Origin of the sequence: Psychrobacillus sp. INOP01, from assembly GCF_018140925.1 — a bacterium.
Taxonomy (GTDB): Bacteria; Bacillota; Bacilli; order Bacillales_A; family Planococcaceae; genus Psychrobacillus.
In genome coordinates, this window is record NZ_CP073315.1 from 2,118,968 (window position 1) to 2,137,477 (window position 18,510).

An 18,510-nucleotide genomic window follows, 5' to 3' on the forward strand; every position below is an offset into this window, starting at 1 on the left:
CTTCTACTCCTGTTCAGGACTTCGTAAATAGTAGCCTACGCCTCTTCTAGTTACTATCCAAGTTGGATGACTTGGATTGTCTTCAATTTTCTCGCGTAAGCGGCGAATTGTTACATCAACCGTACGCACATCTCCAAAATAATCATAACCCCATACTGTTTGTAGTAAATGTTCACGAGTCATAACTTGTCCTATATGTTTTGCCAAGTAATGCAACAGCTCGAATTCTCGATGCGTAAGCTCAATTGTCTCTTCTCTCTTTAACACAAGATAAGCATCTGGTTGAATAGTTAGTGGACCAATTACAATGTCATTTGTTATTACTTCTGCGTCTTCTTGAATAGTTTGGTGTCTACGCATGTTTGCTTTCACTCGAGCTATTAATTCTCTCGTACTAAATGGTTTTGTCACATAATCATCTGCACCAAGCTCTAGACCAAGTACTTTATCTATCTCTGAATCTTTTGCTGTTAGCATGATTATAGGAAAATCATATTTTTTTCGAATTTCTCTACAGACTTCCATTCCATCTTTGTTAGGAAGCATAATATCTAATAACATTAAATCTGGTTGATCTTCTTCCACCTTCTTCAATGCTTCATCGCCATTATAAGCACAAACTACTTGGTATCCTTCTTTTTTTAGGTTAAATTGAAGTATATCTGCAATTGGCTTTTCGTCATCTACAACTAGTATTTTTTTACTCATATTCTAGTCCCCTTTATTCTCGTATTCTATATTTAACTCAATTGAATTATTTTTATCAATAATAATATTAACTTTAACATTGTTTCAGGCTTCCTGCATCTCTAAAGAAGTAACGACCCTATAATTCGACTCAGTTTGTCGAATTATTTCCCAGGAAATCTTATACAGTGAAATTCCCACCAGTGATGGTATTACAGCTTGAAACCGAGATAAAAAAAAGACAGTCCATATAGCGACTGTCTCGTATATACTATTAGTTTAATACAGTTAAAGGATTAATCGTTACTCCATTTTTCTCCACTTCAAAATGTAGATGTGTTCCTGTAGAACGTCCAGTACTTCCCATTACACCGATTTTAGTACCTGTTGGGACTACTTGCCCTACTTCCGCTGTAATCGAAGAAAGATGTGCATACGTTGTTTTATATCCATTTTGATGATCAATGATTATACGTTGGCCGTATGTTCCATCCCAACCAGCAGCTACTACTATACCGTTATCTGCTGCTTTTATCGTAAAACCACTTGGTCGTGCAATATCGATACCTTCATGTTGGCGTCCCCAACGATACCCCATTTTACTAGAAATATATCCACCTTCTGCTGGCCAAGCAAATACCCCTGAGCCGCGTGAAGGAATTACTTTCGTTCCTTTTAATACAATATGATCTTTTGGTTCTACAAGTATTGTTTCTTCTATAACAGATAAACCAACTTGTACTCCATTCTCTTTGCGAATTAAGTAAGTTGCCATTTTTTGACCATCTGAACCTTCTTGTATTACCTTCGTATCACCTTTATACATATCCTCTGTTTCTTTTACTTTTTTCGTATGTATGATGGATTCTTTAGCTTTTTTCTCATACTGTACTTCTATATTAATAAGTGGTTTTAGGACTGTTACATTTAACTCTTGACCTATTTGTAATACGGTAGAATCCGTTATACCAGCATTAAGTGCTATTAGTTCTGCAGATGTTAGATTATGCTTGTTAGCAATAGTTCCTAAAACATCGCCTGGTGCTACTGTATATAAATCTTTTTCTAATGTTCCATCTAAAAGTAGCTTCACAGCATCATCTGGTGAAACAATTTGACTAGGATCTGTTTCTACTGTAACTCCTGATACTTTTTCTTTTAAAATTAAATTAGCAATACGAGTTTCATTTTCTTTTAGTTCGGGTAAAGATTCACTAGTATTACTTCTAGCTTCCAGTACGTTCAACTCTTCTTCTGAAATAAAATGTAATTTTAGTTTTCTAAGAGCTTCATCGTAAGCATCTAAGTCTTTGACGTAGACTGCCATCTCGTCATTGATCGATAATGCAAATGCCTTTGCTTCTACTTCTATCAAGCTATCCAGCTTTTGAAGAGTAGTCTCATCGCTTGTATTAGGAGTAAATACTTGTTCTGGTACTATCGATAAATTAGATCCAGCAGTTAAAGTCATATTTTTAAACTGGGAGCTAGATTCTTCAACTTTTTTATCGAGTATTGATTGTAATTTGGTTTGATCCGAAATAGCCCCTACATATTGACCATCCGTGTATATATGGTATATTTCTTTTAATGTATTGCTTTCACTTTCTTTTGCAAAAGCCATATTAAACGAAATACTTGAGATAAGTAAAACTGATACGGCTGCTTTTTTCACCATATTTGACTTTCCGTTTGAAAGAACATTCAGTTTTGATACCTTCTGTTCCTCATTCTTACTTTTCAAAAACATGATAAAGCCCCTTCCAAACTATATATAAAACCGTCGATTATTTCATGCTTCTCTAATTTAACATATTTGAAATGAAGATGTGTAGCTTTATATGCGGTTGTAAAGAAACTGTAGCATTAGTTCCATATATTACATCATTTTTACATTTTTTAACACATTGCGATTCCTTATACCTAACCGTTAAACTTTTATAAATTAGTTTTCTCCAAATTATTCATATTTTATACATAAAGCAACAGAAATCTTCGTTATATTTGTCATAATAGAAGATTCACATAACGGCACTTTCTCAAATTTTTACATTAGCAGACAAAAAAAACGTCAAAAAGCATATGCTTCTTGACGTTTTTTTTCATTTATTATTTCCAAACACTTGTAATGATATTTGTTTGCGTACGATCTGGTCCAACTGAGAAGATGGAGATTTGTACACCTGTAAGTTGAGAAATCCGTTCTAAGTAATGACGAGCTGTCTCAGGAAGTTCATCTAGTGATTTACATTTTGTAATGTCTTCACTCCAACCTGGCATTTCTTCATAAACTGGTTCACATTCACCTAAAATACGAAGGTTAGCTGGATATTCCGTAATTAATTCACCTTTATATCTATAAGCAGTACATAATTTAACTGTATCTAAACCAGTCAATACATCAATAGAGTTAACCGTTAAATCAGTTAAACCACTTACACGACGAGCATGTCTAATTACTACTGTATCAAACCACCCTATACGACGTGGTCTACCTGTAGTTGTCCCATATTCTTTACCAACTTCTCGGATTTGATTTCCAATTTCATCAAATAGCTCAGTAGGGAAAGGACCATCACCTACACGTGATGTATATGCTTTACAAACACCTACTACATGGTTAATTTTTGTTGGACCTACTCCTGCTCCAATTGTTACTCCACCAGCTACTGGATTCGAAGAAGTTACAAATGGATAAGTACCTTGATCGATGTCCAACATAACTCCTTGTGCACCTTCAAATAATACACGACGGCCATCATCTAATGCGTCGTTCAATACTTTTGAAGTATCCGTAACATACTTGGCAATCTCTTGCCCATAGCCATAGAATTCTTCTAATATTTCTTCTGAAGTAAATCCTTCTGTTTCGTAAAACTTCTCAAACATTCTATTCTTTTCTTGTAAGTTAAGTTCTAATTTTTCCTTAAATACTTCGTAGTCCAGAAGATCAGCAATACGAATCCCGACACGTGCAGCTTTGTCCATATAAGCTGGTCCAATACCTTTACCTGTCGTACCGATTTTATTTGCTCCTCTGCGAGCTTCTTCTACTTCGTCTTGTTTTAGGTGGTAAGGAAGAATAACATGTGCACGATTAGAAATACGTAAGTTTTCGGTTGTTACTCCACGGTCATGCAATCCTTTTAGCTCTTTTACAAGTGCTCTTGGATCCACTACCATTCCATTTCCTATAACAGAAATTTTATCTTTATAGAAAATCCCTGAAGGAATTAAGTGAAGCTTGTAAGTTTCTCCTCCGAAAATAATTGTGTGACCTGCATTATTACCACCTTGGTAACGTGCAATTACTTCTGAGTTTTCGGATAGAAAGTCTGTGATTTTTCCTTTACCTTCGTCTCCCCATTGTGTTCCAACTACTACTACTGATGGCATTTGCCAGCACCTCCGTCAGACATTTCATATGTCCTGATTCAAACAGTGTTATTGTACCAATCTAAACGTACTTAGTCAACTGATTTAACATAAAAACACGAACACAAAATGAATTAGCACATTTATTGTTCGTGTTTTGTTATTATAACTATATCTAAAAATCACTGCCCACAAAACTAAAAGGCGCTTTTGCTTTTTTAGGCTGGTGGCGCTTGGTGTTGACTCCAGTCAATGTTAACGAATTTGTTAAACTCTTTAACGAACGCAAGTGTAACAGTTCCAGTAGGACCATTACGCTGTTTTGCAATAATAATTTCAATCATGTTCTGATTTTCTGTTTCTTTGTCGTAGTAATCCTCACGGTACAGGAAGGATACAATATCTGCATCCTGCTCAATAGATCCAGATTCACGTAAATCAGACATCATTGGTCGCTTATCTTGACGCTGCTCAACTCCACGGGATAACTGTGACAAAGCAATAACAGGAACCTGCAATTCACGAGCTAAACCTTTTAAAGAACGAGAAATTTCCGAAACCTCTTGTTGTCGGTTAGCTTGGCTTCCTCCACTACCTTGGATTAGCTGTAAATAATCAATCAAAATCATACCCAGACCAGACTCTTGTTTTAATCGACGACATTTAGCCCGGATTTCATTTACCCGAATACCAGGGGTATCGTCTATATAAATACCTGCATTTGAGAGACTTCCCATCGCCATTGTAAGCTTACGCCAATCCTCGGTTGTCAGTGCCCCTGTACGAAGTACCTGAGCGTCTATATTCCCCTCCGCACAAAGCATACGCATAACTAACTGTTCTGCACCCATCTCTAAACTAAAGATTGCTACATTTTCATCTGTTTTTGTCGCTACGTTTTGTGCCACATTCAGAGCAAATGCCGTTTTCCCTACAGATGGACGGGCAGCGACAATGATTAAATCATTTCGTTGGAAACCGGCTGTAATTCGGTCTAAATCACGGAATCCAGTTGGAATACCGGTAACATCGCCTTTTCTTGTATGAAGTTTTTCTATATTATCGTATGTTTCCACTAAAACGTCTTTAATATGCTCGAAATCACCAGCATTTTTTCGGCTTGCGACTTCCATCATTTTGCGTTCGGCTTCTGCTAATAATGCTTCTACTTCATCTTCCCTAGTAAAACCATCTTCTACTATGGTGGTCGCTACACGTATTAAGCGGCGTAAAATAGATTTTTCTTCTACGATCTTAGCGTAGTATGCTATATTGGCTGCGGTTGGAACTGCATTAGCAATTTCACTAATATACGAAATTCCACCTACATCTTCTAACTCTTTCTTTGCAGAAAGTTCCTCCGTCACAGTTACAACATCGATTGCCTTACCTTTATCGCTTAAATGAAGCATCGTTTGGAATATCTTTTGATGTGCTACACGATAAAAATCTTCAGCCAGCAAGATTTCTCCAGCGGTAATTAATGCCTGTGGTTCTAGAAATATTGCCCCAATGACAGACTGTTCGGCTTCTTGGTTATGCGGCGGTACACGGTCCAACATTGGATCGCTCATTTACCTCTCTCCTTACGATTCTTCTGCAACAAGAACTTTTAATGTCGCCACAACTTCATGATGAAGTTTCACAGGTACATTTGTATACCCTAATGCTCTAATTGCGTCATCTAATTCCATTTTGCGTTTATCTAATTTAATACCATGTGATTTTTCTAATTGAGAGGCAATTTGTTTCGTTGTAATGGAACCGAATAGTCGACCATCATTTCCTGACTTTGCTTTTAACTCAACTGTTAATTGCTCTAATGTTTCTTTTAATTTTTGGGCTTCTTCTAGCTCTTTAGCTGCTTCTTTTTCGGATTTTTTCTTTTGCCCTTCAAGAGCACTTAATGCAGCTGCATTTACTTCTACTGCTAATTTGTTTTTTAGCAAAAAGTTATGTGCATACCCATCTGCAACATTTTTGACTTCGCCTTTTTTGCCTTTACCTTTTACGTCTTTTAAGAATACTACTTTCATTCTTCATTTCCTCCTTCGATTGTATCTATAATTGCGTTTTTTAGAAGTAATATAGCTTCGTCTATCGAGGTATCTTCCAATTGACAGGCGGCATTAGTTAAATGCCCACCACCGTTTAGTTTTTCCATAATGACCTGAACATTGATATCACCTAATGATCGAGCACTGATCCCTAACGCGGATTCACTTTTACGTCCTATTACGAAAGAGGCTGCCACATTATTCATCGTCAACAAAATATCTGCTGTTTGAGCAAGTAATACCTGACTATAGGAGACGTTCTCCATGCCATGAGCAATAGCAATACCTTCTCTAAAAAACTCCACATTTTGGACGATTTTAGAGCGTTCTATATAGGTATCAATGTCTTCCTTCAACATTCGTTGAACAAGAATTGTATCTGCACCATGCGTACGTAAATACGATGCTGCTTCAAATGTTCTTGCCCCTGTACGAAGCGTAAAGCTTTTTGTGTCTACAATAATACCTGCTAGCATAGATGTTGCTTCTAGCATGGATAGCTTTTCATTTTTCGGCTGATATTCAATTAGTTCAGTTACCAATTCTGAAGTAGAGGATGCATATGGTTCCATATAAACCAACATCGTATTTGAAATGAATTCTTCTCCACGTCGATGATGATCAATCACTACTATTTTCTCTGCTTTTTGAAGAAGCTTTTCATCAATAACTAAGCTCGGTTTATGTGTATCTACTACAACTAATAATGTTTTATCCGTAATTTTACTTATCGCTTCTTCAGGACTTATAAAACGATTATATAGCTCTGGTTGTTCTTTTATCTCATCCATTAATCGGGTCACGCTATTGTCTAACTCATTAGTGTCCAATACAACATAGCCCTCTACTTTGTTCATCCCAGCCATTTTTCTTACCCCAACAGCTGATCCGATTGCATCCATATCTGGCATCCTATGCCCCATAACAAATACTTGGTCACTATCTTGTATTAAATCTCGTAGAGCGTGGGAAATAACTCTAGCTCTTACACGTGTCCGTTTTTCTACTGGGTTTGTTTTCCCACCATAGAACTTCACTTTGCCACTTGAGTGCTTGATGGCTACTTGATCTCCACCACGTCCTAATACTAAGTCTAAGCTAGACTGTGCTAGTTCTCCAAGTTCAACTAGGGAAGTAGAACCTGCACCAACACCTACACTTAAAGTGAGGGAAAAACCAAACTTAGAAGTAGTTTCTCTTATATCATCCAATATGGAGAATTTACTTTTTTCTAGTTCTACTAAAATGGATTCATTAAAAACGGCTAAAAAACGATCTGAGGAAATCCTTTTTACATAAATGCCGTATTTTGCCCCCCAATCGTTCACACACGAAGTAACGATACTGTTGAGTCTTCCTCGTGTTTGATCGTCCATCCCCTGTGATATTTCATCGTAATTGTCTATGAATAGCACACCAATAACGGTTCGATCTCCATAGTATAACGATTCCATCTCTACTTGTTCGGTTATATCAAAGAAATATAGAAGCTTTTCTTCCGCTTTATAAAATACTTTATAATTTTTTTCATCCAAAGATATGACCATTTCTTTGGATTCTTCTTGTTTCTTAAGCTGTTGAAAATCCTTTGATATAGAAAGAAGCTCCTCACCAATAATCGTATCGAATGGAAGCTGTTGCGTCATATATGGATTTGCCCATTCGATGATGTACTGATCATTTATGAGTAATATCCCGATTGGCATTTCTAATAAGGCTTCCTCCCCTACCCTTTTCATCCGGTAGGAAAGAGTTTCGATATGTTTTTCTGTCTCTTCATATACACGTTGTTCAATAATCCACGCATAGATAAATACACCAATTACCATTAGAGCGAATAATAATCCAATCAATATGTTGGTAGACAGTAATAAATAAGTTGCAACCCCACTAAGTAGTAAAAACAGTATGAGTGGATATCGAATTGGCCGTTTCCTAAAAAAAGATGCCACTAGATCAGCTCCTTATTTTTTGTATCTGTCCTTTATAAACCCTCTTACATTAAATCCTAAATCTAATACCCCTACTATAATAGTAAACATGTATAGGGGGACTGCTAAAAATGTTGCAATTATCATTGACCATTTAGGCCAGCCTTCAACATTAAAGTAGTAGTGTATGAAAGAAACACCTTGTAAAAACAAGAGTACTCGTAATATTAATGCAGCGTTCACAAATACTAAATAGCCAAACGTTCCAATTTCAAATGAAACAAACAATGAGAATATGGATACGATTAAATAATACCATAACACCGCTTTCGGTAGTCTAAAATCCATGAATTTAGGAAACTTAGGTACATCTAATTTCAATTTTTTTAATAGTGATAAATTAATGATTAAATATAGCCAGGCACTTATAAACACAGCACCAATAAAATAGCTAGGCATGATAGATTCAATAAGAATTATGCTTTGTTGAACTAACTCCTCATAGCCCTCAGGTAACTGACCAACGGAAGACATAATATTTCCCAGTTGTTCGTAGTATACTTCAATGGTCGTGATAAATTGCTTCAAAACATTCATATTGAAAAATAAAATGGATAATATGTATTGTAGCGCCGTCATTAAAAGTAAAGATAGCCCAGTTGCCATCAGCATATAAAGCTTGGACTTTTTAGCTCGGATTGAATCTCCTATGATAAAACCTAACGGACCAACTAGCAAGCCAAAGATAAATCCAAAAACTCCACCAATAATAAAAGAAATTAGAACCGCGATAACTGTTACAAATAAAGCATGTTTTCTTTCAAACTTTGCACTGTACCAAGCAAGAGGTAATGGCACAATAAATGAAGTGAAAAACCCAAGTACCGGAACATAAACAGACATTGCCAACAAAATAGCAAATAGTGCAATCATCATAGATCCATACGTTAAATAATTTGTTTGATTTCTTTGCATTTAGGAACCTTCCTTTAATGTAATCATCTATCCATTGTAACAGATTACCTACAACAACTAAAATTCCACATACTGTATAGAAAATCAGATTTCCTATTTTTAGGAATCACTCTAAGTTCGCAACGACTGTCTGACTCACATCATGTAGGCCTCCGGCAAGCGCTGAAAGGATTTCACGAAAAATCTTCCTTTGCCATTTCCGGAATCCTAAAGCAACTCAGGCTGGCTGGGAGCTGAAGCTAGGCAGATAATGAAAAAGCATATACTTTTTTGTATTTTAAAAAGAAAAAAAAGACCGGTTTCCCGGTCTTTCTAATTTATACTTATCTCTCTTCAGAAGAGAATGGAAGTAAAGCCATGATACGAGATACTTTAATAGCTCGTGTTAACTTACGTTGGTACTTCGCACTAGTTCCTGTCACACGACGTGGAAGAATTTTTCCACGTTCTGACACGAATTTTTTCAACAAATCTACATCTTTATAATCGATGTGTGTGATATTGTTTGATGTGAAGTAACAAACTTTACGGCGTCTTTTGCCTCCGCGACGTGGTGCCATATTAGGTTGCCTCCTTTTCGATTAAAGTAAACATGCTAAGTGATGCTTTTTAGAATGGTAAGTCGTCATCCGATACTTCGATTGGCCCACTACTATTAGAAAAAGGATCCTCATCTACACGTGTATAGTTTTGCTGATTCATTGGTTGGTTTTGTTGATATGAAGGTGTTGAAAATTGCTGCTGTCCATTGCCACCAGATGATTGTCCACCTTGGTTGCGTTCTCCAGAGCCATTACGTGGTTCTAAGAACTGAACGCTGTCTGCAACAACGTCTGTCGTATAAACACGTTTTCCATCTTGTCCTTCATAACTACCCGTTTGAATGCGACCTTCAACACCAGCTAAACTTCCTTTTTTCAAGTAGTTTGCTGTGTTTTCAGCTTGCTTTCTCCAAACGACACAGTTGATAAAATCAGCTTCTCTTTCACCTTGTTGGTTGGAGAATGTACGATTTACAGCTAGTGTAAATCTTGCCATTGCAACACCACTTGGTGTATAGCGAAGTTCCGGATCTTTTGTTAGTCTTCCAACTAAAACGACACGGTTAATCATCTGTAAACAACCTCCCTTGATCAGCTTTTTTTAGTCAATTTTATTTTTTTGCTTTAACTTTAATATCGTCGATACGAACAGCAATGTGACGGATAATGTCTTCATTGATGTTAGCTAAACGTGTATACTCATCGATTGCTTTTGAATCAGCGTTTACTTTAACGATTTGGTAGAAACCTTCACGCAAGTCATTGATTTCGTAAGCTAAGCGGCGTTTACCCCACTCTTTTGCTTCGATGATTTCTGCACCATTTGAAGTTAAGATTTCTTGGAAACGCTCTACTAAAGCTTTCTTTGCCTCTTCTTCAATTGCTGGTTGAATAATGTACATTAATTCGTACTTTCTCATCTATTTACACCTCCCTATGGTCTTTGGCCGACTATGAAAAGCCGACAAGGAGCAAGTAATTCTATTACTCACATCAATGAATTGTAACATAGTTTATCAATCGTATCAAGGATGATTGTCATTATTCTGCTCATTCATGTATATTTATTTAAAATGGGAGGATTATATGGAAAATAATGAAGAAACGTTAGTTGTAATTGATATTGATCTAAAAAGGGTCGCGTGGTTTAGTATTGGATTAACTGTGGGTCTATCCATAATAGGACTAATTCTATTTCCTTGGTTATCTAATGTTACAGAAATAACTTTCTCGTTTTGGAACTTCCTCTGGTTCTTTATCGGTTATGTCGTATTAATCGTCTTGCACGAATGCTTTCATCTTGTTGGGTTTTGGTTTTTTGGCACTGCACCTTGGAGTAGTATGGATTATGGGATTAATCTTCAAATGGGTGTAGCCTATGCTACTACTACTATTCCGTTACAAAACAGCGCTATGAAAAAGGCTTTATTACTTCCTTTTTGGGTTACTGGTGTTTTACCAATGATTATTGGCTTTTGGATGGGTTCTCTTATGCTCGTTCTCTTAGGCGCTTGGCTAATCGCTGGCGCTGCTGGAGACTTTGCTATGTATAAAGAGCTCAGAAAATATCCAAACGATCTGTTGATTAAAGATGATCCAGTGAAACCTAGGTTATATGTATTAAGAAAAACCGGGTAAAAAAAGCCCGGTCCTTTAAAAATAATAATGTAGATATGCCATTGATTTCCCCTCCGAGCGGACGCTTTCCGTGGGCACGGCTTCAGCCTCTTCCCGCGGAAAGCGTCCACCTGTAACGGAAATCAGTTGTATCGATTAATTCTTTAAAGTACTATGGACACTTGATTCGCAGCACGATAAATTATATACTTTCTTATCTATAAAAAAGGATCAGTGATTTCTCACTAATCCTTTTCTTTCTATACTTATACGTTGAAGCGGAACAACATTACGTCTCCGTCTTGAACGATATATTCTTTTCCTTCTAAACGAACCTTGCCGGCTTCTTTTGCAGCAGCCATTGATCCAGTTTCAACTAAATCATCATAGGCAACTGTTTCTGCACGGATAAATCCTTTTTCAAAGTCAGAGTGGATAACCCCTGCGCATTGAGGAGCTTTCATACCTTTTAGGAATGTCCAAGCACGTACTTCTTGCACTCCGGCAGTAAAGTATGTTGCTAGACCTATTAATGAATAAGAAGCTTTGATTAACTGGTCTAACCCAGACTCTTTAATTCCTAATTCTTCTAGGAACATAGCTTTTTCCTCATCTTCTAGTGCTGCCATCTCTTCTTCAATTTTTGCACATATAAGTATTACCTGTGCGCCTTCTTCAGCAGCAAATGTACGTACTTTTTGTACATATTCATTTTCGCCATCAGCCATGATATCATCTTCTGAAACGTTTGCAACGTAAAGCATTGGTTTTGTTGTTAGCAGATGAAAGCCTTTTACTACGCGCTGCTCTTCTTCCGTAAACTCAACCGAACGACCTGGTTTCCCCGCTTCAAAAGCCTCTTTTAAGCGAGTAAGAACTGGTTCTTCTGCCAGCGCCTCTTTATCTCTTTGTTTTACCATTTTAGTTACTCGAGCCAGGCGTTTATCTACGCTTTCTAAATCTGCTAATATTAACTCTAGGTTAATTACTTCAATATCAGAGATTGGATCCACTTTTCCAGATACATGCGTGATATTTTCATCTTCGAAGCAACGAACAACTTGACAGATTGCATCTACTTCACGGATGTGAGCTAGGAATTTATTTCCAAGTCCTTCTCCCTTACTTGCACCCTCCACAATTCCTGCGATATCCGTAAATTCAAACGCAGTAGGAACGGTTTTCTTTGGTACTACTAATTCTGTTAATTTATCTAAACGTGCATCGGGTACTTCAACGACCCCTACGTTGGGATCGATAGTAGCAAATGGATAGTTTGCTGCAAGTGCTCCAGCTTTTGTTATTGCATTAAACAATGTAGATTTTCCTACGTTTGGTAATCCTACGATTCCTGCAGTTAACGCCATATATGTCACAGCCCTTCATTATTTTAAAACCTTAAACTTTATATACAACTTGTTCATTATATTGATTTTAGCAATAAAAGTCTATCATTACTCAGCATCAGCTTTTACAATAAGCTTCTTCATCTTCTTTTCAAATTCTTTTCTTGGTATCATTACACTATGTTGGCATCCCTCGCATTTTATGCGAATATCAGCTCCCATACGAATGATTTTCCAAGCATTCGTTCCACATGGATGTTGTTTCTTCATTTCTACTATGTCATTTAGTTGAAATTGTTTCTTTTCCATTTTATCACCTACTTATTTTTCTTTAGTAAACAATCATTGGAGTTATGAAATTTTAATGCCTTTTTGTTCAAGGAACTCTATTAAATCTCTTCTAATTTTTCTAGCAACGCTGTTTTGTTTCGTAGGTATAGTCTCAGCGGTAAATCGTACAACTATTTCGGATGCATCAAAACTTTGTACCCCAAGATAACTAGGTGTTTTAACAAGTTCTTCATATTTGTTAGGTAATTCTTTAAGAAACTCCTCAATGTTTTTTTCCATAGATGGAATATCATTTTCAGGTGCAAGGCTGATATCTATTAACGCTAAGGAGTTATAAATCGAATAGTTTATAACGACTAAAATGCTACCATTTGGAATTATATGAAGTTCTCCCGTATAACTTTTCACTTTTGTTGTACGTAAACCTATTTCCTGTACAATTCCATTGGCTGTCCCTATCTGTACTTGATCTCCTACCGCAAATTGATCTTCAAATACAATAAAAAAGCCTGTAATGACATCTTTCACTAAGCTTTGGGCCCCAAAACCAACTGCTAGACCAACAATTCCTGCACCAGCAAGCAAACCGGCCACTTTTATACCAAAAACAGTCAAAATAGCTATAATAGCACTGAAATACACAACATAAGTTAAAACATTTTGAAGAAGCTTCAGTAATGTATTTTGCCTACGCTCAGAATACCCTAAAGGACTTCTCTGTCTTACTAAGAAAGCCTTTTGTATAAGACGTTTACCTACTCTTATCGCAATTGCAGTTACTAATAAAATAAGCATAACTTTAATAACAACAAGCCCAAGTTGTATCCAAGTCTCTTCTTTAAATAAATAATCCTTCAAATTTTGAATTGTTTCTTCCATTCTAATTGTTTCCACCTCACTTGAATAAATAATTTCCTAGATGCATATACTGACTTTAAAAAGAAAGTGAGTAATTATATGAACTCTTCTGCTACTACTATTACCGAACCTTCTACAATTTATTATAAGGAAACAGGCGCAATTTGGCGATTAAGCAACTACTTTATAGAACAAATACCATTTGACCACCCAAATCTAGTTTTTTGTTGTATAGGCACCGATCGCTCTACTGGAGATGCACTCGGACCGATGACGGGTTCTTTCCTATCACAACTTAAGTCATTTCCATTTGAAATTGTCGGTACATTGGATAATCCTTTACATGCACTAAACATTGAAGAAATTACGGAGACCATTCGAAGCTCTCCAAAAGCCCCTTATATTATAGCTATAGATGCTTGCTTAGGAAACGCAAATAATATTGGACAAATTATCGTTCATCCTGGTCCCTTATATCCGGGCAAAGCAGTAAAAAAAGAATTACCTCCAATCGGAGAAATCTCTATTAAAGCAATTGTAAATATCGGAGGTTTCATGGAATATAATGTTTTACAAAGTACTAGGCTTCATCTAACTTATGAAATGGGAAGAGTCATCTCTCGTTCGCTACTTTTAGCGTGGCATCGTTATAATTTAAAAGTTATAAATAATAGCAACAGCAATACCGACAATAACTAAACTTGGCAATAGATTTGCCACTCTTACCTTTGTTACCCCCAAAAGATTAAGTCCAATAGCAATAATCATAATACCGCCAGTAGCTGTCATTTCTTGAAGAAACAATTCAAGTGCAGCCTCTGGTATTATTTTTGTAATTTGGGTAGCAAACAAAGCAATTGCTCCTTGATATATAGCTACAGGAATCGCAGAGAAAAGGACACCTATCCCTAGAGTTGCAGACAGAACAATAGATGTAAATCCATCAATTATCCCTTTACTGATCAATAGTTCATGATCGTTTTGTAAACCTCCGTTAAGGGCCCCGAGTACTCCCATTGCTCCTATTACAAATATTAACGTTCCTGCAACAAATCCCTGTGCTATACCTCCACCCTTCTTTTTTGATCCCATTTTAGCTTCTAAGTACTGAGCGAATCGATTCAGCCATTTATCCAAATCAATCCATTCACCTATTACGCCCCCAAAAACAATACAAATAATGAGCAGTATAAAATTATCACTTTCTAATCCCATTTTGATACCTAACAAAGCAACTGCTATCCCTATTGCATTCATAACCGTTTGCTTCATATTTTCAGGAATTCCTTTTAATAATCTACCAATTAATGCGCCTACTACTATTAAGACAGCATTTACCAATGTCCCTAATAAAACCATCACCATGCCTCATTCCAATAATAAAAATATAACCTATTCCTAGGCATCGCCTAAGGAATAGGTTCTTAATCTTCTAATAATTGCAATATCCTTTCTAAATCATCATCTGAATAAAACTCAATTTCGATTTTACCTTTATCCTTATTTTTAACAATAGAAACAGGAGTTCCGAAAATTTCTCTTAACTCAGATTCCTTTTCTTTCGTAAAGATATCCTTTTGGACTTTTTTTGTTTCACGTGGAACATTTTCATTTAAACGTTGTACTAGAGCCTCTAGTTGTCTTACATTTAAGTTTTCCTTAATTGACTTTTGCATTATTAACGGTATGGATTTTTTCTTCTTTAACCCAAGAAGTGCTTTCCCATGTCCCATTGATAAAGTGCCATCGGAGATTGCTTCTCTAACAACTTGAGGTAAAGATAGTAAACGAATATGGTTTGCTATATGTGGTCTACTTTTTCCTAACCTAAAAGCAAGTTGTTCTTGAGTTAAGTTTAAATGTTCTATTAAATTTTGGTATGCCTCTGCCTCTTCAATTGCTGTTAAATCTTCTCTTTGAAGATTTTCAAGAATTGCAAGTTCCATCATCTGCTGGTCATTAAGTTCTCTTATCACAGCGGGGATTACTTCTAAATTTGCTAACTGAGATGCTCTGAATCTTCTTTCTCCTACTACAATTTCAAACTTCGAACCTTTTTTCCTTAAAATAATTGGTTGCAGAACGCCATGTTCCTTAATAGATTCGGAAAGTTCCTTCATAGCCTCTTCGTCAAATATTTTACGTGGTTGAAAAGGGTTTGGTTTAATATCAATTATGAGAATTTGTTCAACATGTTCTAATTGATCTATATCTTCTCCTGGGAAAAGCGCATTAATACCCTTTCCTAATCCTTTAGCCATTACGAATCACTTCCTTCGCTAGTTCTAAATATACTTCTGCTCCTCTAGACTTCGGATCGTAAATGATAATTGGTTCCCCATGACTTGGTGCCTCACTTAGTCGGACATTTCTAGGAATAATTGTTTTATACACTTTATCTTGAAAATACTTTTTTACTTCTTCAATTACCTGAATACCTAAATTTGTACGTGCATCAAACATTGTTAGTAACACACCATCAATTGAGAGATTTTTATTTAAATGCTTTTGAACTAAACGTATAGTACTTAACAATTGACTTAAACCTTCTAAAGCATAAAATTCACATTGTACTGGAATAATAATTGCATCAGAAGCAGTTAATGAATTAATCGTCAATAATCCCAGCGATGGTGGACAATCTATAACTATATAATCATAAAGACCTTGTACTTCCTGTAAGGCTCTTTTTAGGCGGACTTCTCTAGAAATAGTAGATACTAATTCTATTTCTGCACCAGCCAATGAAATAGTAGCGGGAACTATATGTAAATTTTCAACTTTTGTTTCTTGGATGGTTTCTTTAACACTAACATCATCAATGAGTACATCATAAATACATTGCTGAACCTCACCTTTGTTTACCCCTACTCCACTGGAAGCATTCCCCTGTGGATCTATATCGACTAGTAATACCTTTTTCCCCAAGTATGCAAGGCAGGCACTTAAATTCACGGATGTAGTTGTCTTCCCTACCCCACCTTTTTGATTGGCGATTGCTATAATTCTCCCCACACTTGCACCAACTTTCTTACTATATAATAGCCACTTCTATATTCTATCAAATTTTGAGTAGAAAATGGGTGTTATTCTTGTTACAAAAGAAAAACTCTCGCAAATAATGTGCGAGAGTTGAAATAAGATAGTATATTATGATTTCTTTTTAGGGATTTTTACAGTAATTTGATAAAATTCTTCTGTATCTTCTTCTTCAGTTTTAATGTTAATACCGCTTTTAGTAACCATCGATAAAGATTGTTTAATAGTATTTAATGCAATACGGACATCTTTACTTACTACTTTTCTTTTTGATTTATCCTTCTTACCACTTTTTACTGGCGGGTTAATAATTTCATTAACCTTTTCTTCTAACTGCTTAACATTCCATTGTTTTTCAATTGACATGTTCATCAGTTCTAGTTGTGTATCTTTTTCTTTGATAGCCATTAATGCACGAGCATGTCTTTCCGAAAGTTCTTTTTTCATAATAGCTTCTTGAACTTCCTGAGGTAACTTTAGTAATCTCAGTTTGTTTGCAACTGTAGATTGTCCTTTACCTAGACGTTGTGCCAGTGCTTCTTGTGTTAAATCATGCAATTTCAATAATTTTTGATAAGCTACCGCTTCTTCTATAGCTGTTAACTCTTCTCGTTGTAAGTTTTCTATTAAAGCAATCGAAGCAGTTTCTTTATCACTTAAATTACGAATTATTGCTGGAACCTCAGCCCATTTTAACTTGGTCATCGCTCTAAAGCGACGCTCTCCAGCAATTATTTCGTACTTTTCATCATCCATTTTCCGGATAATGATTGGTTGGATTACGCCGTGTGTATGGATAGTTCTTGCTAGTTCTTCTATTTTTTCATCATCAAAAACAGTTCTCGGTTGATATCTGTTAGGTACTATTTTCTCAATTGCTATATTTAAAACTTCTTCTAAATGATTTTGCCTTGGCTCGATCATTTCTTCCTGCCCTTGTTTTTCAGAACTTCCAAAAAAACGTGAAAAAGGACTTTTCATCTTACCCGCACCACCTTTTCGAAACTCTATACACAAAATATTCACGATTAAAATAATTATACTTTAAATGTTTCACGTGGAACGTTCCTCATTAAATAATTGGTGTTTTGTTTGGAATACCTGGTTTTCGAGGGTATCTTTTCGGTGTGCTTTTAGTTTTAGAAAAGACATACAACGTTCTTTCACTATTTTCTATTGGTAACAGAAATGAATAATCAGCAGTTTTTTCCGCACCTAAAACGGATAATGCTTTAGAAGCATCTTTTAATTCCTCAGAAGCGCTAGCCGCTTTCATCGCTATAAATTTCCCTCCAACTTTCAATAAAGGAAGACAAAGTTCAGATAACACGGAAAGTCTTGCGACAGCTCTTGCAGTTACAATATCATAATTTTCTCTATATTCTTTATTTTGCCCGAAGTCTTCTGCACGGGAATGTACAAAATGAACATTTGTTAATCCAAGTTCTTGACTCAGATGAGTTAAAAATTGAATTCTTTTATTTAAAGAGTCTACAATTGTGACACTTAAATTAGGAAAACAAATTTTCAAAGGAATACTAGGAAAGCCTGCCCCCGCTCCAACATCACAAATAGAATATTCTCCTGTGAAATCTTCATAAAAAGAAGCACTAATGGAATCGAAAAAATGCTTTAAATAAACAGATGCTTCATCAGTTATTGCTGTTAAATTCATCTTTTCATTCCATTCCACTAGTAGCATAAAATAAGTTTGAAATTGTTTTAACTGTGTACTACTCAAATCTATTCCTTTTTCATGAAGGGCTTGTACAAATTGTTCTTCGTTCATGTA

The 18,510-nt window shown here is 36.0% G+C and carries 20 protein-coding genes; 2 read left to right on the plus strand and 18 right to left on the minus strand.

Annotation, left to right across the window (positions count from 1 at the left end; genetic code table 11):
* Positions 1-3 precede the first annotated feature (3 nt).
* The 10 genes from yycF to rpsF form a co-directional block, all read right to left on the minus strand.
* Positions 4-708, minus strand: coding sequence for a response regulator YycF (gene yycF / locus KD050_RS10755; RefSeq protein ID WP_211896124.1), 705 nt, complete (start codon positions 706-708; stop codon positions 4-6).
* A 253-nt stretch (positions 709-961) separates the two neighbouring features.
* Complete coding sequence (locus KD050_RS10760; protein WP_211896125.1) at positions 962-2,437, minus strand: peptidoglycan DD-metalloendopeptidase family protein; 1,476 nt, start codon at positions 2,435-2,437, stop codon at positions 962-964.
* 359 nt (positions 2,438-2,796) lie between these two features.
* Entirely contained in the window at positions 2,797-4,083 is a 1,287-nt protein-coding gene (locus KD050_RS10765) for an adenylosuccinate synthase (RefSeq protein ID WP_211896126.1), read from the minus strand.
* 197 nt (positions 4,084-4,280) lie between these two features.
* On the minus strand, positions 4,281-5,636 hold the full coding sequence (gene dnaB / locus KD050_RS10770; protein WP_211896127.1) for a replicative DNA helicase: 1,356 nt from the start codon (positions 5,634-5,636) through the stop codon (positions 4,281-4,283).
* A gap of 12 nt (positions 5,637-5,648) precedes the next feature.
* Positions 5,649-6,098 (minus strand): 50S ribosomal protein L9, encoded by a 450-nt coding sequence (rplI, locus tag KD050_RS10775; RefSeq protein WP_211896128.1) that lies wholly within the window; start codon positions 6,096-6,098, stop codon positions 5,649-5,651.
* Positions 6,095-8,071 carry a DHH family phosphoesterase gene (locus KD050_RS10780; protein WP_211896129.1) on the minus strand — a complete coding sequence of 659 codons (1,977 nt, stop codon included), beginning with the start codon at positions 8,069-8,071 and terminating at the stop codon, positions 6,095-6,097. Before KD050_RS10780 ends, rplI begins: the two co-directional genes overlap by 4 nt.
* A gap of 12 nt (positions 8,072-8,083) precedes the next feature.
* Positions 8,084-9,025 (minus strand): YybS family protein, encoded by a 942-nt coding sequence (locus KD050_RS10785; protein WP_211896130.1) that lies wholly within the window; start codon positions 9,023-9,025, stop codon positions 8,084-8,086.
* 323 nt (positions 9,026-9,348) lie between these two features.
* Entirely contained in the window at positions 9,349-9,585 is a 237-nt protein-coding gene (gene rpsR / locus KD050_RS10790) for a 30S ribosomal protein S18 (RefSeq protein WP_211896131.1), read from the minus strand.
* Positions 9,586-9,634: 49 nt separating this feature from the next.
* Positions 9,635-10,138, minus strand: a complete 504-nt coding sequence (gene ssb / locus KD050_RS10795) for a single-stranded DNA-binding protein (protein ID WP_211896132.1) — start codon at positions 10,136-10,138, stop codon at positions 9,635-9,637.
* Positions 10,139-10,178: 40 nt separating this feature from the next.
* Entirely contained in the window at positions 10,179-10,487 is a 309-nt protein-coding gene (gene rpsF / locus KD050_RS10800; RefSeq protein WP_211896133.1) for a 30S ribosomal protein S6, read from the minus strand.
* 166 nt (positions 10,488-10,653) lie between these two features.
* Here rpsF and KD050_RS10805 point away from each other — a divergent pair, with 166 nt between their 5' ends.
* Positions 10,654-11,205 carry a DUF3267 domain-containing protein gene (locus KD050_RS10805; protein WP_211896134.1) on the plus strand — a complete coding sequence of 184 codons (552 nt, stop codon included), beginning with the start codon at positions 10,654-10,656 and terminating at the stop codon, positions 11,203-11,205.
* A gap of 245 nt (positions 11,206-11,450) precedes the next feature.
* On the opposite strand, the gene ychF is transcribed toward KD050_RS10805, so the two are convergent.
* From ychF to KD050_RS10820, 3 genes are all read right to left on the minus strand, one after another.
* Positions 11,451-12,551 carry a redox-regulated ATPase YchF gene (gene ychF, locus KD050_RS10810; RefSeq protein ID WP_211896135.1) on the minus strand — a complete coding sequence of 367 codons (1,101 nt, stop codon included), beginning with the start codon at positions 12,549-12,551 and terminating at the stop codon, positions 11,451-11,453.
* Positions 12,552-12,638: 87 nt separating this feature from the next.
* Positions 12,639-12,839 (minus strand): DUF951 domain-containing protein, encoded by a 201-nt coding sequence (locus KD050_RS10815; protein ID WP_211896136.1) that lies wholly within the window; start codon positions 12,837-12,839, stop codon positions 12,639-12,641.
* Between the two features lie 42 nt (positions 12,840-12,881).
* Complete coding sequence (locus tag KD050_RS10820; RefSeq protein ID WP_211896137.1) at positions 12,882-13,700, minus strand: mechanosensitive ion channel family protein; 819 nt, start codon at positions 13,698-13,700, stop codon at positions 12,882-12,884.
* Positions 13,701-13,778: 78 nt separating this feature from the next.
* Between KD050_RS10820 and yyaC the strand changes: the two genes are divergently transcribed.
* Positions 13,779-14,378, plus strand: coding sequence for a spore protease YyaC (gene yyaC / locus KD050_RS10825; protein ID WP_211896138.1), 600 nt, complete (start codon positions 13,779-13,781; stop codon positions 14,376-14,378).
* Here the strand turns inward: yyaC and KD050_RS10830 are convergent.
* From KD050_RS10830 to rsmG, 5 genes are all read right to left on the minus strand, one after another.
* Positions 14,334-15,038 (minus strand): DUF554 domain-containing protein, encoded by a 705-nt coding sequence (locus tag KD050_RS10830; protein ID WP_211896139.1) that lies wholly within the window; start codon positions 15,036-15,038, stop codon positions 14,334-14,336. The two genes, yyaC and KD050_RS10830, sit on opposite strands and share 45 nt — an antisense overlap.
* Positions 15,039-15,103: 65 nt before the next feature.
* Positions 15,104-15,940, minus strand: a complete 837-nt coding sequence (locus KD050_RS10835; protein WP_211896140.1) for a ParB/RepB/Spo0J family partition protein — start codon at positions 15,938-15,940, stop codon at positions 15,104-15,106.
* Entirely contained in the window at positions 15,933-16,694 is a 762-nt protein-coding gene (locus KD050_RS10840) for a ParA family protein (protein ID WP_211896141.1), read from the minus strand. The genes KD050_RS10835 and KD050_RS10840 overlap by 8 nt, the downstream gene beginning before the upstream one ends.
* Positions 16,695-16,829: 135 nt before the next feature.
* Complete coding sequence (noc, locus tag KD050_RS10845; protein WP_211896142.1) at positions 16,830-17,699, minus strand: nucleoid occlusion protein; 870 nt, start codon at positions 17,697-17,699, stop codon at positions 16,830-16,832.
* Between the two features lie 91 nt (positions 17,700-17,790).
* A complete protein-coding gene (gene rsmG / locus KD050_RS10850; protein WP_211896143.1) occupies positions 17,791-18,507 on the minus strand; it encodes a 16S rRNA (guanine(527)-N(7))-methyltransferase RsmG in 717 nt (238 codons plus the stop codon).
* Positions 18,508-18,510 lie beyond the last annotated feature (3 nt).